Origin of the sequence: Streptomyces sp. CA-288835 (genome assembly GCF_050936385.1) — a bacterium.
In the GTDB taxonomy this organism is placed as follows: domain Bacteria; phylum Actinomycetota; class Actinomycetes; order Streptomycetales; family Streptomycetaceae; genus Streptomyces.
Window position 1 is genome coordinate 1,709,750 of record NZ_JBNJMW010000001.1, and the last position, 25,976, is coordinate 1,735,725.

A 25,976-nucleotide genomic window follows, 5' to 3' on the forward strand; every position below is an offset into this window, starting at 1 on the left:
TCAGGCGGTACGGGAGGAAGTTTCTGCGGGTTTTCGTTTCTGGTTTTCGATTCGGCGCGTGGCTCGGACACGTCGTTCGGTGGACCGGTCACCGGGCGTGGTTCCGAACCGATCCGGGGCGGTCAGGCCCCTCAGTCCCCTCCTCAGTCCCCTTCAGTGTCGTACTGAACCAGGTGGCACAGCGCCTGCGTCTCACCCGCGGCGAGCGCGGCCATCGCCTCCGGCAGTTCCTCGAAGGCGCACGAGCCGGTGATCAGCGCGTCCAGGGCGGGGTCGGCGAGCAGTTCGAGCGAGAGGGCGAGCCGGTCTGCGTACGTACGGCGTCCGCTCCTGGCAGGGGAGACGGTGCCCACCTGGCTGCTGCGGACGACCAGGCGGCGGGAGTGGAAGGCCTCGCCCAGCGGCAGGCTGACCCGCCGGTCGCCGTACCAGCTCAGCTCGAGGACGGTGCCCTCCGGGGCGAGGAGTTCGAGGGAGCGGGTGAGTCCGGCCTCGGTGGCGCTGGCGTGTACGACGAGGTCGCAGTCGCCTGCGGCGTCCGCGGGGAGCGCGAAGTCGATGCCGAGTGCCCGGGCGAGTTCGGCGCGCGCCGGGTTGGCGTCCACGAGCTGGACGCGGACGGCGGGGTACCGGGCGAGGAGGGCGGCGACACTCGCGCCGACCATTCCGGCGCCGACCACCGCGATCCGGTCACCGATGAGCGGGGCGGCGTCCCACAGGGCGTTGACCGCGGTCTCCACGGTGCCGGCGAGGACGGCGCGCGAGGCGGGCACGGACTCGGGTACGGGGGTCACGGCGGCGGCCGGGACCACGTACCGCGTCTGATGCGGATAGAGGCAGAAGACGGTCCGCCCGAGGAGCGACGCCGGGCCCTCCTCCACCAGGCCCACGTTCAGGTACCCGTACTTGACCGGCCCCGGGAACTCGCCCTCCTGGAACGGCGCACGCATCGAGCCGTACTGGCTCTCGGGCACGCCGCCGCGGAAGACGAGGGTCTCTGTGCCGCGGCTCACTCCGGAGAAGAGCGTGCGCACCAGAACCTCGCCCTCGACGGGGCTCGGCAGATCGGCGTCCCGTATCTCGCCGTGCCCCGGAGACTCCAGCCAGAAAGCGCGTGCAACGCGGTTCATCGGCATCTCATCCTCCTGAAAATTCGTGCTGCAAAGCCACGCAAAAAGTCGTGCCCAAGCTGTGAACCTGCTGAGTCCGGCTGAACGCTCCGGCGACGGTGCACGTACCGACCGTTGCGAAGCCGCGGACAACGTAAGCGGCAGTGATCGACTTTGTCATCTGGCCGGAGGATGTGCGGTGGCCCTGAACAACACGTACGACGCGAGGCTTTTGCAGGTGCAGCAGGAGACGGCCGTGGGAGCGGGCGCGATGCTCCTCCTGCTGACCGTCCTCGGCACGGCGATCGGCATGGGTCCTGCGGGCTGGCTGACCGGCCTGGCCTTCGCGTTCGCCACCTGGGCCGTGCTCGCCCGCGCCCTGCACCGCACCCGCCCCCGCTCCTTCGGCCCCGCGAACCGCGTCACCCTCGGCCGCGCCACGCTCGTCGCCGGCGTCACGGCCCTGGTCGCGGAGTCCTTCCAGAGCCCGCCGCCGGTCACGCTCCTGGTCGCCCTGACCGCGGTCGCCCTGATCCTCGACGCGGTCGACGGCAAGGTCGCCCGCCGCACCGGTTCCTCAACCGCGCTGGGCGCCCGCTTCGACATGGAGGTCGACGCCTTCCTGATCCTGGTGCTCAGCGTGTACGTCTCCACCCAGCTGGGCCCGTGGGTGCTGCTGATCGGCGGGATGCGCTACGCCTTCGTGGCGGCGGCCCGTTTCATGCCCTGGCTGAACGCCGCCCTCCCCCCGAGCACGGGCCGCAAGACGGTGGCGGCACTCCAGGGCGTGGCCCTGCTGATCGCGGGAGCCCAGATCCTCCCGTACGCGGCGACTCTGGCGACGGTGCTCCTGGCGCTGGGCTCGCTGGTGTGGTCGTTCGGCCGGGACATCGGGTGGCTGTGGCGGAACCGCGAGGGCGGGACGATGGCCCGCGCTCGCGAGACGGCCGAGCCCGTGGCGGCCGCTGACGCCTACGTCTCCGTGCCCTCCGCGGCTTCCGTGTCCTCTCGGGTTCCGGTACTCGCCGCGTCGAGCAGGGCGACCAGTTCGTCACGGCTGTAGCCGATGTCCGTGGGATGTCACCCCATCGCGTGACGCACTGACTCAGCCCCGCCCAGACACCCGCGGCAATGGAACGATGCGTGAATGGCCGAGTGGGCGAGGAAGTGGGACCAAGTGGGCTGGGCCCCTGAGGAGTTGGTCGGTGACTGGCTCGGGGCGAGTACGTATCCGGAGCGGGTTCGTGAGAGCTACCGGCGTCATGCCGGTCGCTGGCTGAGCCACTGCGCGGAGACCGGCCTCGCGTGGGACCGGGTCGCCGCCCAGCACATCGCTCTGTGGGCCCATCGGCCAGGAGCGCCCCACAGCTCGACGGCGCGGCAAATCTCGGCGGTACGTTCCTTCTACGCGTACGCGGTGCGCCAGAACGCGGCCCTGTACAACCCGGCCGAGCGCCGCCCCCGGCTGACCAATGGCGCGCAGCTCACCGCCTCCCGCCTGGACCCCTGGCAGGTCACGGTCCTCCTCGCGGCGCTCGACGAGCGCGGACCGGCCGACTCGCCTCAGCCGCACCTGGACCGCGTCTGCGGTTACCTGCTGACCGGTCTGGGCCTGCGCTCCGCCGAGATCCGGAGCATCACCCTCGACGACCTCACCACCACCCACGACGTCAGCCGCGGCCCCGACACCCTCCGCTTGTACGATCCCGCCGGCCACCCACGCTTCGTCCACCTCCCGCCACTTCTCCGGGAGACGATCGAGGCCTACCTCCCTCACAGGCGCCGACCCCGCGACCCGACTCACGGAGGCCCGCTCCTCACGACCCGGGCCGGCATCAAGATCCCGAACCGCCACCCGAACGACCTCCTCCGCGCGGTGGCCACGAAGAGCGGGCTGTTGCGCGTCCCCAGCGGGGAGGGGCCACCGATCGCTCCGGTTTCGACCAGAATGGCTGGGTGCTGACCGGGTGTTCAGCCACACAGCGGGTCAGGCCCTCGTCGTGAGGGAAACGACCGCCGAGCAGTCGATCACGATCACCGGCCCGCCCGTGCGTCGTCGATCGCGGACAACACATCGGACGTGCTGAGACTGCTGAGACTCGCGCCGGCCTCGGCTTCGGCCCGGGCGGCGATCTCGACGAGCGTGGGCCGGGCGGCTGCACCGACGAGTACGTCGAGCGGATAAGCCTGGAGCGACTTGCCCGCCTGAGCGGCGCGGGCCTGCAGGACGGCCAGAGCTTCGTCCGGAACATCCCGGATCGTGAGTGCAGTCATGCCTGCATTCTCTCGGCGTCGCAGGCACTCCAGCTTCAGTGCCCGTGGCCATCATCCGTACCGTGCTCCTCCGCGGTCGGCTCCGCCGCTGCCGGCGCACCCCCCGCGTACACCGTGAAGGCCGCCGTACGGACCTTCCCCTCGTGCTTGAAGTCCAGGAACAGGCGGTACGCGCCCTGGCTGGGGGCGGTTGCCGTGAACGACACCTGCGGGCCAGGTTGCGTCTTGCCGTCGCCGGGTTCGCCGTTGGGGTGGACGTGGAGGTAGGCGAGGTCTCCTGAGCGGAGGGCGACCAGGTGGCCGTATGCGCCGAGGTAGGGCTGGAGGTTGCGTACGGGCTTGCCGGCCTTGGTGACGTTCAGCTGGAGTTCGCTGGATGCGCCGGGGCGGAGCTTGCCGTTGAGGGTGACCTTGTAGTCGTCGACGGTCGCGGTGGGGGCGGCCTTCGGCAGTTCGGCCGGCTTGTACGGGCCCGACACCGCGAGGTCGGAGCCGAGGGTCAGGCCCTCCGCGGCGCCCTTGGGCTTGAAGTCGGCGAAGACGCGGTAGCCGCCCGCCTTCGGCAGCTCGACCGGGATCGACCAGGTGCCGTCCGCGGCACGGGCGGGGTGCAGGTGGCGATAGACCGTGAGGTCGCGTGAGGCGACGATGAGGTGCAGTTCCTTCTCGTGCTCGCGCTGGTACGCGGTCACGTTCCGCCCGGTGCTGTCCTTGACGATGGCGAAGCTCAGCTCGGTGGCCTCGCCGGCCTCGATGCGCGAGGTCTTCAGGTCGAGCGTGTAGCCGCCCTCGGAGGTCTGCAGCCCGCCGGGCAGTTCCGCGGCGTGCCCGCCGGCTGCCTCCGCGCCTCCGCTAGGGCCGCCGCCTCCATCCTTCTCCTTGTCCGCCGTGTGGCCGCCGTGCTGTGCGGCCTCGGTGGTCTTGTCGTCGTCGGACACCACGGGGTCGACGACGTTGCCCACCCCGTAGGCCGTGCCGAAGGTCGCGGCGAGCGCGGCGGCGAAGGTCGTGAGCTTCAGTGCGGTGTGCATGGCGTGGTCCCTTCTCCAGTCCCCAGGGCCGCCGCTCAGGGCGACCCGACGGTTCTCAACATACCCCCAGGGGGTACAGAGTCAAGCCGAATCAGCCCTTGAATCGAATACGGGTGGGGGGTATACATAGAGACGCAGAGCTTCATACCCCCCTGGGGTATGTTGAAAGATATCCCCGCCACGCCACAAGGAGCGGACATGGCCACCACCACCCCCGGCGCCGCCGAGGTCGAGGTCGAACTCGCCATCGGCGGCATGACCTGCGCCTCGTGTGCGGCCCGGATCGAGAAGAAGCTCAACCGCATGGACGGCGTCGAGGCGAGCGTCAACTACGCCACCGAGAAGGCCAAGGTCACGTACCGCGGCGAGGACGTCTCCGTCCAAGACCTGATCGCCACGGTCGAAGCCACCGGCTACACCGCCCACGAGCCCGCGCCCGTACGCCCCGAGCCCGCGACCGGCGGCGAGGAGGGCCCCGACTCCCGTGCGTACGACGAACTGCGGCCGCTCCGCGAGCGTCTGATCACCGCCGTCACCCTCGCCGTGCCCGTGGTCGCGATGGCGATGATCCCGGCCCTCCAGTTCGAGTACTGGCAGTGGCTGTCCCTGACGCTGGCGGCGCCGGTCGTGACGTATGCCGCCTGGCCCTTCCATCGCGCCGCCTGGACCAATGCCCGGCACGGTGCGGCCACCATGGACACGCTGATCTCGGTCGGTACGTCGGCCGCGTTCCTGTGGTCGGTGTGGGCGCTCTTCCTCGGTACGGCCGGCACGCCCGGTATGACGCACCCCTTCGAGCTGACCATCGCCCGCGGTGACGGCGCCGGGAACATCTACCTCGAAGCCGCCGCCGGAGTCACCGCCTTCATCCTCGCGGGCCGGTACTTCGAGGCCCGTTCCAAGCGGAAGGCGGGCGCGGCCCTCAGGACGCTACTCGAGCTGGGTGCCAAGGAGGTGACGGTGCTACGGGCCGACGGTCGCGAACTGACCGTCCCCACCGGCGAGTTGAAGGTCGGCGACCGTTTCCTGGTGCGGCCCGGCGAGAAGATCGCCACAGACGGTGTCGTCGTCCAGGGCTCCTCCGCCGTGGACGCCTCCATGCTGACCGGCGAGTCCGTACCGGTCGAAGTTGAGGCCGGCGAAGGCGTCACCGGTGCCACCCTCAACGTCGGCGGACGGCTCGTCGTCGAGGCCACCCGCGTCGGCTCCGACACCCAACTCGCCCGTATGGCCAAGCTGGTGGAGGACGCACAGAACGGCAAGGCCGCAGCCCAGCGGCTCGCCGACCGAATCTCCGCGGTCTTCGTACCGATCGTGATCGGCCTCGCCCTGGCCACCCTCGGTTTCTGGCTCGGCAACGGTTCCGGGCTGACCGCCGCCTTCACCGCCGCGGTCGCCGTCCTGATCATCGCCTGCCCGTGCGCCCTGGGGCTCGCGACGCCGACCGCGCTGATGGTCGGCACCGGGCGCGGCGCGCAGCTCGGCATCCTGATCAAGGGCCCCGAGGTACTGGAGAACACGCGCAAGGTCGACACGATCGTCCTCGACAAGACCGGCACGGTGACCACCGGCCGGATGACCCTCCTTTCCGTGCACACCGCCGACGGCACCACCGAGGACGAAGTACTGCGGCTGGCCGGTGCGTTGGAGCACTCCTCGGAGCACCCCATCGCGAAGGCGGTGGCCGCGGGCGCCGCGCAGAAGGTCGGCGAGCTGCCCACCCCGGAGGACTTCGCGAACGTCGCGGGCCTCGGTGTCCAGGGCATCGTCGAGGGGCACGCGGTTCTGGTCGGCCGGGAGAAGCTGCTCGGCGAGTGGGAGATCCGGTTGCCCGTGAAGCTTGAGCGCGCCAAGGCGGAGGCCGAGGCGGCGGGACGTACGGCGATCGCGGTGGCCTGGGACGGCGAGGCCCGTGCGGTTCTCGAGGTGGCCGACGCCGTCAAGGAGACCAGCGCCGAGGCGATCGCCCGGCTGCGGGCGCTCGGCCTGACTCCGATCCTGCTGACCGGCGACAACGAAGCGGTCGCCCGGTCGGTGGCCGCCGAGGTCGGTATCGACGAGGTCATCGCCGAGGTACTCCCCCAGGACAAGGTGGACGTGGTCAAGCGCCTCCAGGCGGAGGGCCGTTCGGTGGCCATGGTCGGCGACGGCGTCAACGACGCGGCCGCGCTGGCGCAGGCAGACCTGGGCCTGGCCATGGGTACGGGCACGGACGCGGCCATCGAGGCCGGCGACCTCACTCTCGTACGGGGCGATCTGCGGGCCGCGCCCGACGCGATCCGCCTCGCGCGCCGCACCCTCGGCACCATCAGGTCCAACCTGTTCTGGGCCTTCGCCTACAACATCGCCGCCCTCCCCCTCGCGGCGGCCGGCCTGCTCAACCCGATGATCGCGGGAGCGGCGATGGCCTTCTCCTCGGTCTTCGTGGTCGGCAACAGCCTGCGCCTGCGGGGGTTCCAGGCGGCGAACTGAGGCACAGGCTTCCCGCTAAACCGCCATCAGCAGAAGCATCGCCGCCATGGTGCCGCCCATGCCGACATGGGCGGCCAGCGCGGCCTCGGGTGCGGCGCCGGGGCGGCGGCGATGGCGGTGGGCGTCGAGTTTCGCCGTACGGGCCCGGTCCCGGAACGTGAGCGTCAGCGAGGCCAGGAACACGACGACCGTGTCCGGCATGGCGAGCAGCCAACGGCTCCAGCCGCGGCGCCGGCCGCCTTCGCGGCCCTCGGCGAGACGGTGACTCCGGTTCGCGTCCCGGACCTGCGCCCACACGGACGCGGCGATCGACAACAGGAAGTAGACCGCGAGCGCGACGACCACGAGACGCCAGACAGCAGTACCCGGGGATGCGGACGCTCCGGCGGCCGCCAGGTCGGACGACTCCGTCCCATGCCCGTGCCCCTGTACGACGCTCCCGTGCCCGTGACCGTGCATGGCCTCCGTATGCGAGTGCCCTGCCGACTCCGAGCCCGCCGCCATGTGCTGCATCCCCGGCATGTGCGCCATGTGCGAGCCGCCGAGAGCGAGCACCGGCCCGGAGGACGTACTCGTCATGGCGAGCGTCATGATCACCATGCCCGCGCTGCCGACGATCAGATGCACCCAGTGCCGGCCGTGCCTCCACCCGCCCTCACGCGTGTGCTTCACGGCCAACGCGACTCCGCCGAGCCCCAGCAGCGCGAACGCCGCCGCCCATCCCATGCCGTACTCCGCGTACCAACTCACCGTCAGCGGCAGAGACATGACGACCATGCACACGCTCATCAGCAGATCGCCGCCCGCCGCGAACCGGGCCCCGCCTCTGCTGGTCACCATCCGGACCGAGCTGACCGCGGCCACGAGCCCGGCAAGCACCGCGATGGACCAGGTCAGGGCCATGATTCCCATCGATACCTCCGCATCGACCGACTACGGCTCGCACTGGTGCCCTTAGTACGTGCCGGGAAAGCGGCCCGTTCAGGCCTTGCCGACCCTTGACGCCGGCCCTTGACAAAACCCATACCCCCTAGGGGTATTATGGCTCCATCAGAACGAAGTAGAAAAGCTAGAGCCAAGCAGCCAGAGGAGCGGAGTCATGGTGCAGGACATTTACGAGGTCAAGGGCATGACGTGCGACCACTGCGTCAAGGCCGTCTCCTCCGAGGTCGGCGCCCTCGACGGCGTCACGGGCGTGGAGGTCGACCTGAAGACCGGCCACGTGACGGTGTCCAGCGGCGAGCGCCTGTCGTACGACGCGGTCGCCGAAGCCGTGGACGAGGCCGGCTACGACCTGATAGGCCGCCGCGAGCAGTAGGGCCCGGTCGTCAGACGCCCGGAACGGTCCCGCCCGTGTACGTCTCGTACGGGCGGGACCGTCTTTGTTGCCACTGGCCTTCAAGCCACTGTCCTTCCAGCCACCGTCCTTGTAGCCGTCACCGGCCCCTGGAGCTACCGGGCCGGGACCCCGTCGGACGCCGCGCTCGGCGCAGGGGCGTACCCGGCGGGCCGGGTGGTGAAGGTGCCCCGGCCCTGGCTCCGGCTGCGCAACCGCGTGGCGTAGCCGAACAGTTCGGCCAGCGGCACGGTCGCCGTGATCACCACCGCGCCCGCCCGCGCGACCGAGCCGGTGACCCGGCCGCGCCGCGCCGCGAGGTCGCCGAGCACTCCGCCCATGGCGTCCTCGGGCACGGTGACCGTGACGTCGACCACCGGTTCCAGGAGCGCCATCACGCCGGTGCGCAGAGCATCACGGAGCGCGAGTCGGCCTGCCGTCCGGAACGCCATCTCCGAAGAGTCCTTCGGATGGGTCGCCCCATCGGTCAGTACGACGCTCACCCCGGTCACCGGATGACCGCCGAGCGGCCCCTCGGCCAGCGCATCCCGGCAACCCGCCTCGACCGCTCGTACGTACTCCTTCGGCACCCGGCCCCCGACGACGGTCGACCGAAACGCGAAGCCGGTCACGCCGCCGACACCCTCGGCACCATCGGAACCGGAGGCGGCCTCCAGCGGACCCACGTCGAGGACGACATGGGCGAACTGACCGGCGCCGCCGTCCTGTTTGACATGCCGGTACACCAGCCCCGACACGCCACGGACGAGCGTCTCCCGGTACGCCACCCTCGGCCGGCCGACGCCGACGGCCAGCCCGTGAGCGCGCCGGATCTTCTCCACCGCCACCTCCAGGTGCAGCTCGCCCATCCCCGACAGCACGGTCTGGCCGGTCTCGGGGTCGGTCCTGACCACCAGCGAGGGATCCTCCTCGACCAGCCGCGTCAACGCGGACGCCAAGCGGTTGGTGTCGGTGCTCCTGCGCGCCTCGACCGCCACGGAGACGACCGGGTCGGCGGCGCTCGGCGGTTCGAGAAGGAGAGGAGCCGAGGGTGCGCACAGGGTCGCTCCGGCGCGGGCGGACTTCAGCCCGACCACCGCGACGATGTCCCCGGCCACGGCCCGGTCCAGCTCCGCGTGGCGGTCGGCCTGGACGCGCAGAATCCGCCCGATGCGCTCGGTTCGCCGTGCGCTCGCGTCCCATACCGTGTCTCCCTTCTCGATCGTTCCCGAGTACAGACGTACGTACGTCAGCCGCCCCGTGGCGGTGGCGTTCACCTTGAACGCCAGTGCCGCGAACGGCGCTGCCGGGTCGGCGGCCCGTTCCTGCTCCGCGCCGTCCTGAGTGCCCCGTATCGCGGGCACGTCCAGCGGCGAGGGCAGGTACGCGACGACGGCCTCCAGCAGCGGCTCGATTCCGCGGTTGCGATAGGCCGAGCCGCACAGCACGACCACGCCGTCACCGGTACGGGTCAGATCGCGCAGCGCGGCGGTCAGCGTCCGCGTGGAGAGAGCGGACTGGACGCAGAACTCCTCCAGTGCGGGCGCGTGGAGTTCGGCCACCGCTTCCTCCAACTGCCGTCGGCGCCGGTGTGCTTCATCCCGCAGAGCATCCGGAACCGGACCTTCGTCGACCGTGTCGCGGCCGTCGGCCCAGACCAGCGACCTCATAAGCACCAGATCCACCACCCCCGTGAAACCGTCCTCCGTGCCGATCGGCAACTGGACGACCAGCGGGGCCGGATGCAACCGCTCCCGGATCGATTCGACCGCCGTGTCGAGGTCGGCGCCGGCGCGGTCCAGCTTGTTGACGAAGGCGATCCGTGGCACACCGTGCCGATCGGCCTGCCGCCACACCGACTCGCTCTGCGGCTCCACTCCCGCGACGGCGTCGAACACCGCGATCGCGCCGTCGAGCACGCGCAGCGAGCGCTCCACCTCGTCGGAGAAGTCGACATGTCCCGGGGTGTCGATCAGGTTGATCCGATGGCCGTCCCAGGCGCAGCTGACCGCCGCGGCGAAGATGGTGATGCCACGATCGCGCTCCTGAGGGTCGAAGTCGGTGACGGTCGTGCCGTCATGGACCTCACCCCGCTTGTGGGTGGTTCCGGTGACGTACAGGATCCGTTCGGTGACGGTGGTCTTCCCGGCGTCGACGTGGGCGAGGATGCCCAGGTTGCGAACGGCGGTGAGTGGACTGGCGAGTTGACGGTGCAGGTTGTTGCGCACGGCCCATGGCCTTTCGGGGTGAATCCAGAATCGGGCAGCGCGATTTCCGGCGATACGGGCCTGTCGGGACGTCAACGGGCAGGCAGAGACCACGCGTTGAGGTGGTGTGCGAGCCCGACTTCATCGAGTCGGGCGCTGGCGCTGCCGCGTCAGGTGGTGCCGCCGAGTCAGGCGTTCGTCACGGACATCCGGTACCGGCCGCGCAGCGGGCACCGGGCAGCCGAAGACACGAGGATCACCTCGTACAGCGACCGGGGAACGACGACAGCGGTGCGGTACCGCATGGCCGGGCTCCCCTCACTCATCACGATGCGCGCCGCCATGTGGTGGCAGCGTGTGCGTTGCGTGGCGAGTGTAGGAAAACCGGCGGGGTCGGGGCACCGGGTTTTTCGCTAGGTCAGATCCGCAGGCCGGGCCCCGTCCGTCCTGTCCGTCTCGTCCGGCCATACGCCCACGTGATCCGGTCGCAATGGCGTGGAGGCTGACGGCCTTAGTGCGTTCGGAACGGGGCGGAACCGGAGGAATCCGGTCCCGCCCTGTTCCGTTCCGCGCTCAGCCCTGCTTCTCGCTGATGTTCACCATCCACGGGACGCCGAACCGGTCCGTACACATACCGAATACGTCGCCCCACATCTGCTTCTCCAGCGGCACGGACACCGAGCCACCGGCGGACAGCTTCTCCCAGTAACCGCGCAGCTCGGCGTCGTCGTCGCCGGTCAGGGCCACCGAGAAGTTGTTGCCCGGCTTGTACTCCTCCCCCGGAGCGCCGTCGGCGCCCATCAGGGTGAGGCCGCTCGGGGTCTCCAGCATGCCGTGCATGATCTTGTCGGCGAGGGCCGCGTCCTCCTGCCCGAACTCGGCGTAAGTGTTCACCGACAACGTGCCGCCGAACACCTCCTTGTAGAACTCCAACGCCTGCCGGGCGTCACCGTTGAAGCTGAGATACGGATTGAGCTTCGAGGCCATGAAAACCTCCCTGATCGGGGAAATCGGTCAGATGCGCGCAGACTAACGCGAGGCACTGACAACGGCCCGCCGACAGGGCAGGGACGGATGAAGCGCTGGTGACGACTGGGGCGCGTACGGGCCTCGGCGCCTGCGCGGCCAGGCCGTCCCGGAGATCCCAGGCGGCCCGGCCGCGATCAGGGACCGGCCTCGCGATCAGTTTTCCAGGCGGACCGGCATCAGCATCGAGTACGTGTCCTCGGTGTCGGGACGGCGGATTGCCAAGGGCGCCGTGGGGGCGCCGAACTCCAGGATCAGTTGGTCCCCGGCTCCGGCGGCGAGCGCGTCCAGCAGGAACTCGCGGTTGACGGCGACGTGGTCCTGGCCGTCGTCACCGTCCTCGCAGATGGCCACTGCGCCGTCGTCGGTCACCTTGAGCACGCTCAGTTCGCATGACACGTCATCCGGCTTACGCACCTCGCTCGCACGGACGGGACCGGTCCGTACCGCCTCCTGGAAGGCCGGCACATCGACGAGGACGCGGCGCCCGGTCGGCAACTGAACGAGGCGACGGTAGTCAGGAAAGTCGTGATCAAGGCACTGCCCGGCCGCCTGACGGCCCCCGTCCCCGGTCTCCAGCGTCACGCGGTCACCGTCCACGGCGAGTTGGACGGCCTCTTCGCCACTCAACAGCGCGCGCATCGCATCGGCGAGCGGGGCAGGCACGATGACCTGCACGCGGCTACCGCCATGCCCGGCGATACCCGCCCGCGCCACGGCCATCCGATACCGGTCGGTGGCCACAACGTCGAGTACGTCACCCTCGATATCGAAGAGGACACCGCCGAGCATCGGCAGCTCCGGGTCGGTACTGACGGCGAAACGGACTGCGTCCAACGCGGCGGCCAACTCAACTGCGGAGACAGACAACTTGACGGTGGCGGTGCGAAGCGAAGTCATGGGGTTCTCCCTGTGATCGAGTAGCGCTCGGAGCGTGGAGAACTCACCGCGGGCATCGGACAGCCCCTGCTCAAGCCGGCGCAGATGCCCCTGAAGGAGCGTGCGCACCAGGTCGGTGTCCGCACTGGACCACCCGGCCAGCACCAGCCGGATATCCGCCAACGGCATACCCGCCCGACGCAACCGAGCCAGCAACCGCGCCTCTTCAAGCTGCTCTGGGCCGTACCAGCGGTACCCACTGACCGGATCCACCCAGGCCGGGACCAGCACACCGGCCCGGTCGTAGAACCGCAGGGCACTCACGCCCAGCCCACTGTCCCGGGCCATCTCACCAATGCTGCGCATCTCGCTCTCCACACCCGGAACTCTGAGCCCTTCACAAGGTCGAGGGTCAACAGACGGGCAGGCGACCTGTTTCAGGCCGTCGAGACAGCTCCCACGAACCCCACGAACTGCGCCCATCCCTCACGCCCGACGGCGAAGTGAGCTCGCGCCGCGCCCTTGGAGTCCCGTACGTGGATGGCCTGTTCGGTGACAGCGAACCGTCCACCGAATGTGCCCGTACGCTGACGCACCGTACGGGGCGCGCCACTGGCACACACCCCCGCCCGGCCGCCACCGTGGCCCCATGAACGCAACAACACCCCAACTGACCTCCCCCGTACGTACGTTCGTGCAACGCCTGTCCTCCACCCGCCGCGGAGCCCGCCTCGCCCGACTGCTCGCCGTCGAAGAACTCCGCACCTGGCCCGTGTCACCGGCTGTCACCGAACGCGCTGAGCAGATCGTCGCCGAACTCGCCACCAACGCCGTGCTGCACGGGCATGCACGAGGCCGGGACTTCAGGCTCACCCTCACCTTGGACGAGGCGACAGGCGTCGTACGCATCGAGGCCACCGACACCCGCGGCGAGAAGCTGCCCGCACTCCCTCCGGAACCCCAACCGGACGACGAATCCGGCCGCGGCCTGCTCCTGGTCGCCGCGCTGGCCGACCGCTGGGGCACAGAGCCGTATGCACCGAGCGGCAAGACCGTATGGGCCGAAGTGGGTTCCCGGCCCGGCTGAAGTCCTCGCGCCAGCAGGTCAGTTGGGGAGGCTTCCCCGGTCCGCCAAGGGTGAGCGCTGCTATGTCGTGTCTTCAACCCCCTCCGGGGCACGGGAGAACGCGGTGCTCCGTTGCCGTCCGGTGACATTCATTGCATATCTGCAGCAAGAGTGCAGAGCAACGGAAGTGCACCTTAATGAGTCTTACGTGACGTCATGACCGGAAGGTTCTTGGCGGGCCGCACGAGCGCGTCCCCTCCTTCCGCATCCGGTCGTCTCGACACACAACGCATGGGGGAATCATGAACGTCCGCATCCGCGGTACCCGGCTCACGCTGGCCGCGCTGGCCACCGGGGCCGCACTCACCCTGGCTGCCGCCCCGGCGATGGCTGCGGGCTCTCCCCGGTTCCTGGAACCGGGTGAGCTGCCGCCGCACCCGAAGTCGCCCTGGTACGCCGGTCCGGTCGTCGCCGGGCAGCCCGAGCACCCGCCGGTCTGCGTCGGGGAGGCGCTGCCGTCCATCTCCAGCCACCGTGAGTACTGGACCGAGTACGACACCAACGCGTTCCAGGTCACCGTGGTGGAGCGCAGTGAGCAGCGGGCCAAGGCGTTCGCCGCCCTGCTGCGCCAGAAGATCGCCGACTGTGCCGAGCGGCTCATGGAGGAGACTCCCGACCTCACGGCGACCGAGAAGAACTACGGCAAAATCGACGTCGAGGAGGGCGCGACCGTCCACGGCCTGCACACCGTCTCCGACTGGGGCTCCTCCGACGTCAGCCTGTTCTCGGTGGGCCGGGACGGCAGGACCGTGACCTACGTCCGGTGGGCGCAGATGGGCACCTTCGAACATGCGCGGGTCGCGGACTTCAAGGCGACCACGGTGACGGCTGTCAACAAGCTCTACTGAGCCCTGCCCGAGCCGCCCGTCCTGCAGAGGCGGGACGGGCGGCTCCCGGCGGCGGTACCAGCGCCGCAGGCGGCCGCTGGGGAGTTGTTCCTCTTCGACCGGCTGGGGCCAGCCGCGCGGCATGCGCTTGGGATGGTGGGCGATGCTGACGGGTGTGACGCCGAGGACGCGGGCGGTTTCTGCCAGGGTCAGTAGGTCGTCGGGGTTCCCGCTGCGGTCGACGTGGATCTCGCGTCGCTGGGAATTCTGCTCGGGTCTGCCGGACTTTCCCCGGACGCCGTTGGCGGAGCACTTCCGGAAGTGGGATGCGGGACAGTGAGGACCGTAGGCCCACGATCTTGGCGAGCCAACCGAATACCGCTCATGCGTCGGCGTACCTCAGCGCTTGCGGGAGCGCGGGTGCGGGTGTGGATGCGGAATGTGGTGCGGTTCGTGGAGGTACCAGTAGCGGCCGACCAGGGCGCCGCCGAAGACGACGAAGCCGACGCCTACCAGCCAGGACGTCACTATCAGGACGGTGCCGACCGCACCGTACGAGACGGCGTTGCTGACGATGAGCGGGGAGAAGACCAGGGAGGAGAACACCCGTAGGCCGCCCAGGCCCGCCATCGTGGCGATGGCGCCCGGCAGGAGGGCGCGCCAGGGGACGCGTCCGCCCAGCAGGAAGCGCTGGCCCCACCAGAAGAAGAGCACGCCGAGCAGCGAGGACAGTCCGATACGGGCCCATGTGCCCAGGGCTCCCGGGCCCAGGATGGTCTCGCTGTGCGCTACGGCGAAGAGGTAGGCCGTCAGCGCGGCGAGCCATGCCACGCGTCGCCATACGGTGTGCCAGCGTCCGGCAGCCAGGCCCCACACCTTTTCGTAACCGGTCTGGACGCTGCCCGCGAACGGCACGCCGAAGAGCGCGAGCAGCACCACGCTCAGGACGCTGATCGTGCTGAGGACCTTGCCGGGTGCGGAGAAGAGGTCCTGTACGGCGTCGGAGGAACGCCCGGACAGTCCCATGCCGTCCACGACCCAGGTGGCGAAGCCGCGCTCCTGGATGGGGGCGGCCGCCGCGACCACGATCAGCAGCGGGGCGATCGTCACCAGTCCCAGGGCCGCGAAGCCCATGGCCCGGTGCATGAGTTCCACTTCTCTGCCGCGCTGCCATACGCGCGTACTCCTGATGTGGAGGAAGCGGCCCAGTTCCCGCCTGCGGTGCCCACGGGTGCGTACCGGTTCTACGGGTTCTACGGGTTCTACGGGTTCCGGTTCTGCGGGTTCTACGGGTACCGCAGGTTCTACGGGCTCGCCCGACCGGTCGCCCCCGCCGCTCCGTTCCTCGCCGGAAGGGCCGCCGCTCCGGCAGACCAGGCGCAGTGGTGACACGGCCCCGTAACGCATCCGTGGTCACCTCGTCCTGTTCCCTTGCACGGGCGTCCGGGCTCGTTCCCGCACCGGCGGGCCCGTGCAGCGCGAGTGGCTGATTCCAGCGTGCCCCGCCCGCTCCGGATGTGCGACCGGCCCCGGCACAGCGTTGCTCTCGTCCTCTCACGTACGGCTTCTCACGGCCTGCCGGCGCGTACCGGGCGTCGAGTTTCTGTTATCGGCCGCCGCTCTCTCACGTCTCCTGTGCGTCCCCCCAACCGCGACGACAAGGAATGCCCACGTGAACGTGACACCCCCCATCAGCCGCCGGAGCGTGCTGAAAGCCACGGGCACGGCAGTCGGGGCCGTCGCCATCGGTACGGCCCTCGCCCCGACTCCCGCCGGCGCGGCGGGCGCCGCCGCCTTCGCCCACCCAGGCTTGCTGCACACCCGCGCCGACCTGGGCCGTATGGCCGCCAAGGTGAAGGCGGGCGCCGAACCGTACACGGCCGGTTTCGCCAAGCTGACCGCCAACCGGCATGCGCAGAGCAGCTGGGTGGCCAACCCCCAGACCGTCGTGTATCGGGGGCTGAACAGCCCCGGCCCCCAGAACTACACGATCCTCTACAACGACATCCACGCCGCCTACCAGAACGCCCTGCGCTACCACGTCAGCGGCGACACCGCGTACGCCGACACCGCCGTGGCGATCCTCAACGCCTGGTCGGCGAAGCTGACGAGAATCGACGGCGACGCCGACCGGTTCCTGGCCGCCGGAATTTACGGCTATCAGGCCGCCAACGCCGCTGAACTCGTTCGCGACCATGACGACTTCGAACTCGAGAGATTCCAGAAGACGATGCTCGACGTCTTCTGCAAGGTGAGTCAGGCATTCATCGTCGACCACAATGGCACTTACCCCAAGCACTACTGGGCCAACTGGGACCTCTGCAATCTCGCCTGCGTGATGGCCACCGGCATCTTCTGCGACGACCGGGCCAGGTTCGAGCAGGCCGTCGAGTACTTCAAGAACGGCGACGGCCTGGCCGCGGTCAAGAACGCCATCCCGGTCGTGCACGACGACGGGCTCGCCGAGTGGCATGAGGCCGGGCGCGACCAGCCGCACTCGCTGATGGGCGTCGGGCTGATGGCCACCGTCTGCGAAATGGCCTGGAACCAGGGCATCGACCTGTACGGCTACGACGACAACCGCTTCCTCAAGGGCGCTCAGTACGTGGCCAAGTGGAGCCTGGGCGGGGATGTGCCGTACACGCCCTCCGGCCGCGAGAGAGGGGGACGACACCGTGGGCCGGTGATCGAGACCACCACCAAGGTCGCCCCCGCCGACCCGGCGCACATGCGGCCGGTCTGGGCCATGGTCGCCAACCACTACACCCAGCGGCGCGGACTGTCCGCCATGTACCTCACGCAGATCGCCGCCAAGGTCGCGCCCGAGGGCGGGGGCGGGGACTACGGGGGAAACAGCGGAGGATTCGACCAACTAGGGTTCGGCACGCTGGCATTCACGCGGGACAGGGCGGCGGATACGGCGGCTTCGCCCGGGTCGGCTGCGGCTGACTCCGGCGGGGCGGGCGAGGGGTCGGGCTCCGGTTCCGGCTCGGGCTCGGGCTCGGGCTCGGGCTCGGGAGCGTCCCCTCAGGGTGGGACGCCGTCCACGTCCGACTCCCCGGGGGCCGACGGTGGTCTCGCCGCGACCGGGTCCGACGACATAGTCGGCTGGACCGCCGCGGCGGGTGTCACGGCGATCGCCGGCGGACTGCTGTTCCTGCGCCGACGCGACCGGACACGGCGCGACGGCACGCAGTAGTCGGCCGACCGGGGTCCCAGCGCCACGCAGTAGTCGGCCGACCGGGCCCCGGCGGCACCATCGCCCGCGGCTGGGCAGGCGGCACCGGCTGCCCAGCCGTACGCAGTAACCGGTCGCTGTAACCGGTCGCCGCGCGTGTCAGCCCCGGGGACCGACCACGAGGAAGGATCGGCTGGCTCGGTATGCGGCGCTGTTCTCGGCCGGGTCGAGCCAGAGTTGGAGGTTGTCCCGGTGGCGAAGGTAGCGGCCCGGGTAGTTGTACGCCTCCAAGGAGAGTGACCCGGGGGCGGTACCGGAGCGGGGGCAGAAGGTGGCGTCCTTCTGGAAGAGGGCGGATCCGTCGCTGGTGTCGACCTTGATACGGAAGGCGTAGTGCCGCAGGTATCGGCCTTTGGCGTCCCTGAGTGAGTAGCAGTCCGGGTCGGCGAGACCGGGGACGAACCTGAAAGTGGCGTTCTGTCGGGTGACTGGGGAGCTGGTGGAGCCGACCGGAGTCAGGACGCCGAAGCGGGCGGCGGCCTGGCTGACGTAGTGGCCGGGGACGTCGACCGAACGCAGGGCATGGCGCCCCGACAACCGCGCTGTGGCCGATGGCGTCGGGGTGGGTGAGGCCGACGCCGCAGGTGAGGTGGACACGCTTGGGGCCGACGGGGCAGGAGGGGACTGCGGGGCCGCTACGGCGGGTCGCGGGGCCGGCTCGTCCGATCGCGTGCCGGCGTACCAGGCCACCGCGGCGGCCGTGACCACCACCGCACCCGCGGTCGCCGCAGCCACCGGCTTGGCAGCCAGCTTGCCGAGGTGGCGCGCCACCCGCCCGGCACCGCCCGCCGCCTGCGCGCCCGCGCCGGCCGTCGCCCCGCTCGAGCCTGCCGTCAGCGCCTTGGTCAGCACCAGCCCGGTCAGACCGATCGGTACGGGCACCAGTGCGAAGCCCCCCAGCAGTCTCTGCGCCGGTATCAGGTCGGAGCCACGGGACAGGCACTGCGGGCAGTCGCGGACGTGGCGTGCCAGCCGCTTGCGCCACAGTGCGGCCGGCCGCCCGTCCCACGAGGTGAGCGTGGCTGCCAGTTCCGGGCAGCGTGGCGCGGCGGCCACGGCCCGTACCACGGTGCGGGCGGTCTCCAGCCGTTCCTTGACCCGTTGGACGCGCACCGCGGCATGCTGGGGGGTGAGGTCGCAGGCCGCCGCCAGTTCGCCGCGGGTCAGTTCACCGGCGGCCTCCATCCACCACAGCGCGAGCACCTCGCGTTCCTCGTCCTCCAGCCAGCGGGTCGCCTCCACCACTTCGCGACGCTGGCCCGACAGCGTCAGCCGGAGGATCGCCAGATCGGCGAAGTCGGCCTGCGGATCCGCCTCATGGACGGTCTCCTCCAGTGGTTCCGCGAACGGCCGGCTCTGCCGGCTGCGCCACCGGTCGCGGACCTGCCGTACGGCGATCGCGACCAGCCACGAGCGGAACCGGTCCGGTCGTTCCAACCCGGGCAACCCGTTCAGGACGCGCAGCATCGTCTCCTGGACCACGTCGTCGACGTCGCTGTGTCCGTCCAGCGCTCGCCCGACGATGTTGTAGACCAGCGGCAGACTGTCCCGTACCAGCTGTTCCGACGCCTGCCGGTCCCCGGCCCGCGCAGCCACGACGACAGCCACGTCCGGCCGCTGCTGCACGTCCTGCGAAGCCACCCGTCCCCCTGCCTCATCGCCGCGCCGATGTGTCCAGAGGCGACAGTGTGCCAGGAGCGAAGCCGGAGGACTCCCGTGGGTCGCACGTGCTCGCGACATCACCGATCGCACACGGGCCTTCCGCCGGGTCATCGTGGTGCACGACAGCCAGGGCGAGCCGCTGGACATGAGCCCCGGGGGACGCGCGAAGCGCCGGACGCTCGACCGCTACTTCCACGAGTGCGGCACCACCACCGTGGACGGCGCGCACGTCACCGTCCACATGCGCGGCGAGGCGCCTTGCTCCTGGTTCACCGGCCGCCTACGGCCGTCCTCACCCGCGCCCGTTCCGATACGGAGGCGGAAGTTCACACTACAAATGTGCAAATCCCCTTGATTGCTCGTTCCCCCGGAACAGTCCTGCGCGCCCGGACGTCTTATGAGTCAAGGGTGCAAACATGCACAACTCACGGGGAATACGGGGGTATTCGCATGAGTGATCGTCGCTTTGCCGCGCGCGATGCGCGGATCCGGGCCGCCGAGGCCGAGTTCCAGCGACACGTACCGGCCCACACCGCCAACGGGGAAGAGACGGACCACCCGTTCGTCGCCACCTACTCCAAGGCGTTACCGCACAACAAGTACGGAGAGGTCGACCCGGCCGCGTACCACCTGCTGCGCCGGGCACTGGCCACCGGCAGCTTCGAGGACTTCGAGCGGATCCCGCTCGGGGACACCCGCAAGCTGACCAACCCGCAGTCCGGACTGGCCCTCGACCCTGAGGGCCCGGACGCTCAGGCCCTGGCCATGCCTCCCGCGCCGCGTATCGACAGCGCGCAGAACTCCGCCGAGGCGGTCGAGCTGTACTGGATGGCGCTCTGCCGCGACGAGCTGTTCACCCGGTTCGGCGACAGCGAACTGGTCGCCGAGGCGGCCACCGAGCTGAGCGGCCTGTCGGACTTCCGGGCGCCCAAGCAGAACGGGCAGGTCACGCCGCAGACCATCTTCCGCGGCGACACCCGAGGCGACCTGGCCGGGCCGTACGTCTCGCAGTTCCTGCTCAAGGACATCCCGTACGGCACGCTGCTGATCCCGCAGCGGCAGGACACGCTGGTCCGCCCCGTCGATCACCTGACCACGTGGGGCGACTGGCTGGAGGTGCAGAACGGCTCCGAACCCGAGCCGGACGAGCGGGACTTCGCGACGCGGCGGTACATCCAGACCCCGCGCGATCTCGCCCACTATGTGCACTTCGACGCGCTGTACGAGGCCTACCTCAACGCCGCCCTCATCCTGCTGGGCCTGAACGCGCCGCCGGACGCGGGCAACCCGTACAACTTCTCCCGCAACCAGATCGGTTTCGGGACGTACGGCGGCCCGCACATCCTCTCGCTCGTCACCGAGGTGGCCACGCGGGCCCTGAAGGCGGCGTGGTTCCAGAAGTGGTACGTGCACCGGCGGCTGCGGCCGGAGGAGTTCGGCGGCCGGGTGCACCAGCAGTTGCGCGGGCAGCGCGAGTACCCGATCGACGGCGAGGTGCTCGACTCCGTCGCCGTCAAGCGGGTCTTCGAGAAGTACGGCAGCTATCTGCTTCCGCAGGCGTTCCCGGAGGGCAGCCCGACCCATCCCTCCTACGGCTCCGGACACGCCACCGTGGCGGGAGCGTGCGTGACCGTCCTCAAGGCGTGGTTCGACGAGTCGTACGTCCTGCCCGACCCGGTGGTGCCCAGCACCGACGGCACCGCGCTGGAGCCGTACACCGGCCTGGACGCCGACCGGCTCACCGTCGGCGGCGAACTCAACAAGGTCGCCGCCAACATCGCCACCGGCCGCAACATGGGCGGCGTGCACTGGCGTACCGACTACACCGAAGCGGTCCGGCTGGGCGAGGAGATCGCCATCGGCGTGCTGCGCGAGGCCAAGGAGTCGACGCTGGAGGACGCCGTCTTCACGCTCAGTCGCTTCGACGGGACGACGATGACCGTCTGACCTCGACGGCCCCCAACTCAGGGGCTGGGGCTGGGCGTTGACCGCGCATCGGTGTCCGTACCGGGTGACCGGCGGGCCCCTCGGGCCCGCCGGAAGCGGATGAGCGCCACGGCGGTGATGAGCAGCGCAGCGAAGACGAGAGCGATCACGGCGGGGCCGGTGGCGTCCAGTGGTTCGGCGATGCCGCGCTGGACGGCTCCGGCCGCGTCGATGACCGGGTCCTGGAGGGTGGGGTCGCGCTGAAGGCGGATCTCGTACGAGCCGTAGTACGCGACGTACGCGCCCACGCACAGGAGCAGCGCGCCGCCGAGCCGTGGCGCGACCGCGCCGAAGCGGCGCAGACGGGTGACTGCGGTGGCGCGGGTGAGAGCGACGGTCAGTGAGACGGCCCCGACGATGAGGCCCATCCCGGCGGCGTACGCGGCGAACAGCGCGACGCCCTCGCCGGTCGAGCCGCTGCGGAAGGCGGAGACGACGATGGCGAGGAACGGGGCGATCGTGCAGCCGAGAGAAGCGGTCGCGTATGCCATGCCGAAGAGCGCCATCGACGGGATGGAGCGGGTCACGGTCGGCGCGCGGCGCAACTTGGGGGCCAGGGTGGGCAGTTGACGCCCGGCGAGCAGCCAGGCACCGGCCACCGTCATGAGCAGCCCGAAGGCGATGGTGAACCAAGGCAGATGCTCCTGCACCTGTCCCGCGACGGGCTGGACGGCCAGCCCGAACACGCCGAAGAGCGCGGCGAATCCGACCGTCATTGCGGCGGTGGCGGTCAGGGCGCGGCCGACGGCGACCGTACGGCTCGGAGAGTCGTCGCCGAGGACGAGCAGCGACAGGTAGGCGGGGAGCAGGGCGAAGCCGCAGGGATTGACGGCGGCGAGCATGCCCGCGGTCAGGGCGAGGGCCAGCGGCAGATCGGACATGACGGTTCAGCCGACGAGCGGGCTGAGCTTGTCGGCAAGGCCCTTGCCGGCCGGGAGGCTGCCGGTGAAGACGGTCTTGCCGTCCTTGTCGAGGATCACGTAGACGCTCTGCTGGGTGATCTCGAACTTCTTCCAGATGTCTCCGGCCTCGTCGGCCAGGTTCGGGAAGGAGCCCACCTTGGTGTCGGCGACGAAGTCCTTCATGGCCTTGGTCTTGTCGAGCCCGGCCACCCCGAGCACATGCGCCTTGCCTTGGAACTGTTCAGCGACCTTGGCGGTTTCGGGCCCCTGGGCCTTGCAGGTGGGACACCACGGAGCCCAGAACCACAGCACGGTGGGCTTACCCGCCAGCGTGGCCGCGTCGAACGATTTGCCGTCCACGGTCGTGCCTTTGAACCGCAGCGCCTCGGGAACGGACTCGCTGCCGTCCCCCGCCTGCGCCGGCGCGGAGGACCCGGAGGCCGGACTCTCCTCCGCAGCACTGCCAGAGGAGGCGGACTTCTCCGAACCGCAGCCAACAAGGGTGAGCGCGGTCGCGGTCAGCAGGCCGGGGAGGATCAAGCGGGCACGCATGAACGGACAACTCCTGATGGCGAGCTCGGGACCGGGTCGGCTGAACTGTAGGCCGGACGGCGGGCGATAGGGGCTGGGGCGGGTGCTTACGGTTCGGTGACATCGGCCTGCTTGGTTGGCGAGCCGATCTGGGGGCAGGGTCGGTGACACGACCCCGGGCCAGGCAGTGGTCCACAACGCGGCCGGTCCACGGCGGGCGACAACGCCACCTATCCGCGCGCCCTCTCAGCGCTGCGGCCTGCTTCCGGGATCGGCGCCGCCGGCTCGCCGCCACTGTGCGGGGCTCATTCCGTGCACCTTGCCGAAGGTGCGGGCGAAGTAGCCGGCGTCCGGGAAGCCCACTCGCCTGCCTATCTCGCTGATCGGCAGGTCGGTAGCGGCAAGCAGGCGCCGGGCTTGCACCATGCGCCGCTCGGTAATCCACTCCTGCACGGTACGTCCGGTCCGTCGGCGTACCGTCGAGGTGAGGTGGCCCGGGGAGATGCTGACCGCGGCGGCCACGTCGCGCAGTGACAGCGGTTGTGGGTAACGCCGCTCGATGACCTCGAACACCTCGGCCAGCAGTGGTTCCCGGTTCTCGCGCAGGTCGCCCACGACGTCGGCGGCGAGCCGGGACACCCCGACCAGCAGTAGCGTCAGGTGGGCCAGCGCGGCTTCCCGGTAGCCGTCCCGGCGTTGCGCCAGCTCGTCGTGCAGTGCCTGGATCCGGGCGGGCCACTCGGGCCGTTCCGGTTCGGGCACCCTCAGCCGAAGGGCGCCGATCGCTCCGCCGCGGACGAACGGGAACAGCAGGGGGTGGGTGCGCCAGGCCAGGTGGGCGCCGGGGACGTCCGGACCCAGCGCGTCGGCGGTGAAGAAGACTCCCCAGCCGTGGGCCTGGGCCAGGTCGCTGGCGTGGACTTGGCCCATCACGTCGCCGGGCGCGATGACGAACAGGTCACCGGCCTCGATCTGCCAGACCCGCCGGCCGGTGCGCAGCAGCCCGCCGGCGGTCTGGAAGTACGCCAGGCCGGGGAAGTCGTGCGCGTGCTCCTCGAAGGAGTCGGTGCTCTGCCAGCCGGTGCTCTCCCAGCCGTGCTCCAGCCGCCAGGTCGCCACGGGCAGCTCGCCGGGTGCCGGCAACAACGAGTAGGTCGCCGGCCGCTCCCGGCTGGGCGCCTTTCGCACGGTCCTCACCGTCAAATCGTCCCATTGAAGCCGCGGATCGGTACAGGTCCGCAGGTTCAGACGCGGCCAGACTGATGGCATGACCGAAAAACTGTCTCAGACGCGTACCGAGCGGGAGTACATCCCGGGCTTGGGCAAGCACTTCCTGACGCCGCTCTACGACGTGGCGCACCACGTGTTCGGGCTGCGCCCGATCCACCAGGAGATGATCACGCTGGCCGAGCTGCGGAACGGCCACCGAGTGCTGGACATCGGCTGCGGCACCGGAAACCTGCTGCGGGCGACCCGTCGGCGGCACCCGAACGTGGACCTCGTCGGGCTTGACCCCGACCCCAAGGCGTTGGCCCGCGCCGGGCGCAAGGCGCGGCGGGCCGGCCTCACCATACGGCTGGACCGCGGGTTCGCCGAGGAACTGCCCTATGACGAGGGCTCGTTCGACCGAGTCTTCTCCAGCCTGATGCTGCACCACCTGGACAGCACGTCGAAGGACGCGCTGCTGGCCGAAGTGCGCCGGGTACTTCGGCCTGACGGTCTGCTGGTCCTGGCCGACGCGGTGCTCGACGAGCACGGGCACGACCACTGGCACGGCCGAGGGCGCCGTCAGACCGGTATGCGCGGCCGGATGCGCGAACAACTGCGCGACAACGCCGCCGACGCCGTGTCGCAGCGGATCGCCGCGGCCGGCTTCACCGTGGAGCCGACCCGCACCATGGCACTGCGGATCGGCGGACGAGTCGGCATCGAACTGGCCCGCCCAAGCGGGTCAGCCCAGAAATAGCCCTGGTCCAGACGGCCGGCGAGCGTACGTACGTCAGACGCTGACGTCAGCCACCGGATCCGGCACCGCCATGGCCCAGTTCCCCATGGCGTCGAGGACGTCGCGCAGCCCTTCGCCGAGAGGGGTGAGTGCGTACTCGACGCGCGGCGGGATCTCCGCGTACGTCGTACGGGTCACGATGCCGTGCCGTTCGAACTGGCGCAGCCGGCTGGTCAGGGTGTGCGGGCTGATGCCGGGCAGGGCGTGGCGCAGTTCGGTGAAGCGGTGGGGGCCGTGCAGCAGTTCGCGCACGATCAGGGTGGCCCACGGGCCGTTGAGCAGCGTGAGGAAGCGGGCGACGCCGCACTCGGGGAGACAGGGATCGGTCACAATTTCTGACCGTACCCCATTAGTGCAGTTGAAGTAACTGGTGCATCGCATGCACTAATGGCGCCATGACCTACGTGATTCATGGCGCCACCGGCGCCCAGGGTGCCCCCGTCGTCGCCGCTCTCGCCGCCGCGGGCAAGTCCGTGACCGCTCTGACCCGCAACGCCGACGCCGGCGTGGACGGCGCACGGCACGTCGTAGCCGCCGGGTACGGCTCCACCGCGGAACTGACCGAGGCATACCGCGGCGCCGACGGCGTGTTCGTCCACCTGCCGGTGGTCTCCGAAGAGGACCGCCAGACCTACGCGCACAACATCGTCGCCGCCGTCCGCGCGGCCCGCCCGGCACGCGTGGTGTTCTCCACCAGCGGCTCCCCGATCGACCCGAACACCGGCGGCGCGGCCGCAGCACTGGCCAGCGGCCTGGCGGACACCGGGGTCTCCCACGCGGTGATCACGCCCACGTTCTACCTCGAGAACCTGCTCATGCCGTACGTCCTCGACGCGGTCCGCGAGCGAGGCGTGCTGCCCTACCCGCTCCGCGCCGACTTCCCCGCCGCCTGGGCGTCGCACCTGGACATCGCCGACGTCGTCGTCGCTCTCTTCGACCGCTCGGACATCACCGGCGTGGTCTCCGTCGGCCACGACCCGGCGATCACCGGACCGGACCTGGCCGAGGCGTTCGGCACCCACTTCGGCAAGGACGTGGTCTTCGAGCAGCTCACCCCCGAGCAGTTCCGCAGCTCCGTCGCGCCCCTGATCGGCGAGGGACCCGCCGCCGATGTCGCCGGAGCCTACGCGGCCATGAGCACGCTTCCGGGCCGCCCGATCACACCCGAGAACTCCGCCCAGAAGCTGCTCGGCATCACCCCCCGCACCACCGGGCAGTGGCTGACCGACATCGGCCTCTGAACCTCAACTACCGTCGGCTTCGGCCGAGTTCATCAGCGAGGGCTTGGCAAGCCGCCGTACTCGGTGGGCGGTCTGCCAAGCCCCTCAAGCAGGGCCGACCGACCGCGCCAAACAACAGCCTCGA

At 70.2% G+C, this 25,976-nt stretch carries 25 protein-coding genes and 1 pseudogene; 11 read left to right on the top strand and 15 right to left on the bottom strand.

Translation table 11 applies throughout. The features are described 5' to 3' along the window. Window positions 1–143: 143 nt before the first annotated feature. Window positions 144–1,130, bottom strand: coding sequence for a zinc-dependent alcohol dehydrogenase (locus ACQEVY_RS07785; protein WP_432946185.1), 987 nt, complete (start codon window positions 1,128–1,130; stop codon window positions 144–146). A gap of 178 nt (window positions 1,131–1,308) precedes the next feature. On the opposite strand from ACQEVY_RS07785, the gene ACQEVY_RS07790 reads away from it, so the two are divergent. Both ACQEVY_RS07790 and ACQEVY_RS07795 read left to right on the top strand, forming a co-directional pair. Further along, window positions 1,309–2,172 carry a CDP-alcohol phosphatidyltransferase family protein gene (locus ACQEVY_RS07790; RefSeq protein WP_432946187.1) on the top strand — a complete coding sequence of 288 codons (864 nt, stop codon included), beginning with the start codon at window positions 1,309–1,311 and terminating at the stop codon, window positions 2,170–2,172. A gap of 84 nt (window positions 2,173–2,256) precedes the next feature. Further along, on the top strand, window positions 2,257–3,072 hold the full coding sequence (locus ACQEVY_RS07795; RefSeq protein ID WP_432946189.1) for a tyrosine-type recombinase/integrase: 816 nt from the start codon (window positions 2,257–2,259) through the stop codon (window positions 3,070–3,072). A gap of 71 nt (window positions 3,073–3,143) precedes the next feature. Here ACQEVY_RS07795 and ACQEVY_RS07800 read toward each other — a convergent pair whose 3' ends face one another. Then, the gene (locus tag ACQEVY_RS07800) at window positions 3,144–3,383 is read right to left on the bottom strand and encodes a FitA-like ribbon-helix-helix domain-containing protein (RefSeq protein ID WP_432946191.1); all 240 of its coding nucleotides are present in this window, start codon (window positions 3,381–3,383) and stop codon (window positions 3,144–3,146) included. A 35-nt stretch (window positions 3,384–3,418) separates the two neighbouring features. Continuing rightward, on the bottom strand, window positions 3,419–4,414 hold the full coding sequence (locus ACQEVY_RS07805; protein WP_432946193.1) for a hypothetical protein: 996 nt from the start codon (window positions 4,412–4,414) through the stop codon (window positions 3,419–3,421). A 198-nt stretch (window positions 4,415–4,612) separates the two neighbouring features. Between ACQEVY_RS07805 and ACQEVY_RS07810 the strand changes: the two genes are divergently transcribed. Next, window positions 4,613–6,886, top strand: coding sequence for a heavy metal translocating P-type ATPase (locus ACQEVY_RS07810; protein WP_432946195.1), 2,274 nt, complete (start codon window positions 4,613–4,615; stop codon window positions 6,884–6,886). A 15-nt stretch (window positions 6,887–6,901) separates the two neighbouring features. Here ACQEVY_RS07810 and ACQEVY_RS07815 read toward each other — a convergent pair whose 3' ends face one another. Continuing rightward, entirely contained in the window at window positions 6,902–7,798 is an 897-nt protein-coding gene (locus ACQEVY_RS07815; protein WP_432946197.1) for a DUF5134 domain-containing protein, read from the bottom strand. Window positions 7,799–7,985: 187 nt separating this feature from the next. On the opposite strand from ACQEVY_RS07815, the gene ACQEVY_RS07820 reads away from it, so the two are divergent. Continuing rightward, the gene (locus tag ACQEVY_RS07820; protein WP_432946199.1) at window positions 7,986–8,204 is read left to right on the top strand and encodes a heavy-metal-associated domain-containing protein; all 219 of its coding nucleotides are present in this window, start codon (window positions 7,986–7,988) and stop codon (window positions 8,202–8,204) included. Between the two features lie 134 nt (window positions 8,205–8,338). Here the strand turns inward: ACQEVY_RS07820 and fusA are convergent, their stop codons facing one another. The 5 genes and pseudogenes from fusA to ACQEVY_RS07845 form a co-directional block, all read right to left on the bottom strand. Beyond that, window positions 8,339–10,450: an elongation factor G gene (fusA, locus tag ACQEVY_RS07825; protein ID WP_432946201.1), complete on the bottom strand. Its 2,112-nt coding sequence runs from the start codon at window positions 10,448–10,450 to the stop codon at window positions 8,339–8,341. 167 nt (window positions 10,451–10,617) lie between these two features. Beyond that, entirely contained in the window at window positions 10,618–10,773 is a 156-nt protein-coding gene (locus tag ACQEVY_RS07830) for a hypothetical protein (RefSeq protein WP_432946203.1), read from the bottom strand. A 229-nt stretch (window positions 10,774–11,002) separates the two neighbouring features. After that, window positions 11,003–11,416 carry a VOC family protein gene (locus ACQEVY_RS07835; protein WP_328767422.1) on the bottom strand — a complete coding sequence of 138 codons (414 nt, stop codon included), beginning with the start codon at window positions 11,414–11,416 and terminating at the stop codon, window positions 11,003–11,005. 195 nt (window positions 11,417–11,611) lie between these two features. After that, entirely contained in the window at window positions 11,612–12,700 is a 1,089-nt protein-coding gene (locus tag ACQEVY_RS07840) for a MerR family transcriptional regulator (RefSeq protein WP_432946205.1), read from the bottom strand. Window positions 12,701–12,771: 71 nt separating this feature from the next. Further along, a pseudogene (locus ACQEVY_RS07845) lies at window positions 12,772–12,894 on the bottom strand (DUF397 domain-containing protein); the annotation flags it as partial. A gap of 89 nt (window positions 12,895–12,983) precedes the next feature. On the opposite strand from ACQEVY_RS07845, the gene ACQEVY_RS07850 reads away from it, so the two are divergent. Together ACQEVY_RS07850 and ACQEVY_RS07855 are read left to right on the top strand one after the other, a co-directional pair. Next, entirely contained in the window at window positions 12,984–13,421 is a 438-nt protein-coding gene (locus tag ACQEVY_RS07850; RefSeq protein WP_432946207.1) for an ATP-binding protein, read from the top strand. 281 nt (window positions 13,422–13,702) lie between these two features. Next, on the top strand, window positions 13,703–14,308 hold the full coding sequence (locus ACQEVY_RS07855; protein WP_432946209.1) for a hypothetical protein: 606 nt from the start codon (window positions 13,703–13,705) through the stop codon (window positions 14,306–14,308). 378 nt (window positions 14,309–14,686) lie between these two features. On the opposite strand, the gene ACQEVY_RS07860 is transcribed toward ACQEVY_RS07855, so the two are convergent. Continuing rightward, entirely contained in the window at window positions 14,687–15,496 is an 810-nt protein-coding gene (locus tag ACQEVY_RS07860) for a ribonuclease BN (RefSeq protein WP_432955113.1), read from the bottom strand. Between ACQEVY_RS07860 and ACQEVY_RS07865 the strand changes: the two genes are divergently transcribed. Beyond that, window positions 15,428–15,676, top strand: a complete 249-nt coding sequence (locus ACQEVY_RS07865) for a hypothetical protein (protein ID WP_432955664.1) — start codon at window positions 15,428–15,430, stop codon at window positions 15,674–15,676. The two genes, ACQEVY_RS07860 and ACQEVY_RS07865, sit on opposite strands and share 69 nt — an antisense overlap. A 289-nt stretch (window positions 15,677–15,965) precedes the next feature. Beyond that, window positions 15,966–17,486 (top strand): alginate lyase family protein, encoded by a 1,521-nt coding sequence (locus ACQEVY_RS07870; protein ID WP_432955115.1) that lies wholly within the window; start codon window positions 15,966–15,968, stop codon window positions 17,484–17,486. A 138-nt stretch (window positions 17,487–17,624) separates the two neighbouring features. Here ACQEVY_RS07870 and ACQEVY_RS07875 read toward each other — a convergent pair whose 3' ends face one another. Then, window positions 17,625–19,166 carry a sigma-70 family RNA polymerase sigma factor gene (locus ACQEVY_RS07875; protein ID WP_432946211.1) on the bottom strand — a complete coding sequence of 514 codons (1,542 nt, stop codon included), beginning with the start codon at window positions 19,164–19,166 and terminating at the stop codon, window positions 17,625–17,627. 471 nt (window positions 19,167–19,637) lie between these two features. On the opposite strand from ACQEVY_RS07875, the gene ACQEVY_RS07880 reads away from it, so the two are divergent. Next, window positions 19,638–21,134, top strand: coding sequence for a vanadium-dependent haloperoxidase (locus tag ACQEVY_RS07880; RefSeq protein ID WP_432946213.1), 1,497 nt, complete (start codon window positions 19,638–19,640; stop codon window positions 21,132–21,134). A 17-nt stretch (window positions 21,135–21,151) separates the two neighbouring features. On the opposite strand, the gene ACQEVY_RS07885 is transcribed toward ACQEVY_RS07880, so the two are convergent. The 3 genes from ACQEVY_RS07885 to ACQEVY_RS07895 all read right to left on the bottom strand — a co-directional run bounded on the left by ACQEVY_RS07885 (window position 21,152) and on the right by ACQEVY_RS07895 (window position 23,803). Next, window positions 21,152–22,054: a cytochrome c biogenesis CcdA family protein gene (locus ACQEVY_RS07885; protein WP_432946215.1), complete on the bottom strand. Its 903-nt coding sequence runs from the start codon at window positions 22,052–22,054 to the stop codon at window positions 21,152–21,154. Between the two features lie 6 nt (window positions 22,055–22,060). Next, on the bottom strand, window positions 22,061–22,627 hold the full coding sequence (locus ACQEVY_RS07890; RefSeq protein ID WP_432946217.1) for a redoxin domain-containing protein: 567 nt from the start codon (window positions 22,625–22,627) through the stop codon (window positions 22,061–22,063). Between the two features lie 225 nt (window positions 22,628–22,852). Next, complete coding sequence (locus ACQEVY_RS07895; RefSeq protein ID WP_432946219.1) at window positions 22,853–23,803, bottom strand: AraC family transcriptional regulator; 951 nt, start codon at window positions 23,801–23,803, stop codon at window positions 22,853–22,855. Between the two features lie 70 nt (window positions 23,804–23,873). Between ACQEVY_RS07895 and ACQEVY_RS07900 the strand changes: the two genes are divergently transcribed. Next, on the top strand, window positions 23,874–24,572 hold the full coding sequence (locus tag ACQEVY_RS07900; protein ID WP_432946221.1) for a class I SAM-dependent methyltransferase: 699 nt from the start codon (window positions 23,874–23,876) through the stop codon (window positions 24,570–24,572). Between the two features lie 33 nt (window positions 24,573–24,605). Here the strand turns inward: ACQEVY_RS07900 and ACQEVY_RS07905 are convergent, their stop codons facing one another. Next, window positions 24,606–24,941 (bottom strand): winged helix-turn-helix transcriptional regulator, encoded by a 336-nt coding sequence (locus ACQEVY_RS07905; RefSeq protein ID WP_432946223.1) that lies wholly within the window; start codon window positions 24,939–24,941, stop codon window positions 24,606–24,608. 65 nt (window positions 24,942–25,006) lie between these two features. Here ACQEVY_RS07905 and ACQEVY_RS07910 point away from each other — a divergent pair, with 65 nt between their 5' ends. After that, window positions 25,007–25,852, top strand: a complete 846-nt coding sequence (locus tag ACQEVY_RS07910; RefSeq protein ID WP_432946225.1) for an NmrA family NAD(P)-binding protein — start codon at window positions 25,007–25,009, stop codon at window positions 25,850–25,852. Window positions 25,853–25,976: the final 124 nt, after the last annotated feature.

Coding starts and splice junctions, on each gene's coding strand:
- ACQEVY_RS07785 (WP_432946185.1), bottom strand. CDS start 1,130: ATGAACCGCGTTGCACGCGCTTTCTGGCTGGAGTCTCCGGGGCACGGC.
- ACQEVY_RS07795 (WP_432946189.1), top strand. CDS start 2,257: ATGGCCGAGTGGGCGAGGAAGTGGGACCAAGTGGGCTGGGCCCCTGAG.
- ACQEVY_RS07800 (WP_432946191.1), bottom strand. CDS start 3,383: ATGACTGCACTCACGATCCGGGATGTTCCGGACGAAGCTCTGGCCGTC.
- ACQEVY_RS07805 (WP_432946193.1), bottom strand. CDS start 4,414: ATGCACACCGCACTGAAGCTCACGACCTTCGCCGCCGCGCTCGCCGCG.
- ACQEVY_RS07810 (WP_432946195.1), top strand. CDS start 4,613: ATGGCCACCACCACCCCCGGCGCCGCCGAGGTCGAGGTCGAACTCGCC.
- ACQEVY_RS07815 (WP_432946197.1), bottom strand. CDS start 7,798: ATGGGAATCATGGCCCTGACCTGGTCCATCGCGGTGCTTGCCGGGCTC.
- ACQEVY_RS07820 (WP_432946199.1), top strand. CDS start 7,986: ATGGTGCAGGACATTTACGAGGTCAAGGGCATGACGTGCGACCACTGC.
- ACQEVY_RS07830 (WP_432946203.1), bottom strand. CDS start 10,773: ATGGCGGCGCGCATCGTGATGAGTGAGGGGAGCCCGGCCATGCGGTAC.
- ACQEVY_RS07835 (WP_328767422.1), bottom strand. CDS start 11,416: ATGGCCTCGAAGCTCAATCCGTATCTCAGCTTCAACGGTGACGCCCGG.
- ACQEVY_RS07840 (WP_432946205.1), bottom strand. CDS start 12,700: ATGCGCAGCATTGGTGAGATGGCCCGGGACAGTGGGCTGGGCGTGAGT.
- ACQEVY_RS07850 (WP_432946207.1), top strand. CDS start 12,984: ATGAACGCAACAACACCCCAACTGACCTCCCCCGTACGTACGTTCGTG.
- ACQEVY_RS07855 (WP_432946209.1), top strand. CDS start 13,703: ATGAACGTCCGCATCCGCGGTACCCGGCTCACGCTGGCCGCGCTGGCC.
- ACQEVY_RS07880 (WP_432946213.1), top strand. CDS start 19,638: ATGAGTGATCGTCGCTTTGCCGCGCGCGATGCGCGGATCCGGGCCGCC.
- ACQEVY_RS07885 (WP_432946215.1), bottom strand. CDS start 22,054: ATGTCCGATCTGCCGCTGGCCCTCGCCCTGACCGCGGGCATGCTCGCC.
- ACQEVY_RS07890 (WP_432946217.1), bottom strand. CDS start 22,627: ATGCGTGCCCGCTTGATCCTCCCCGGCCTGCTGACCGCGACCGCGCTC.
- ACQEVY_RS07900 (WP_432946221.1), top strand. CDS start 23,874: ATGACCGAAAAACTGTCTCAGACGCGTACCGAGCGGGAGTACATCCCG.
- ACQEVY_RS07910 (WP_432946225.1), top strand. CDS start 25,007: ATGACCTACGTGATTCATGGCGCCACCGGCGCCCAGGGTGCCCCCGTC.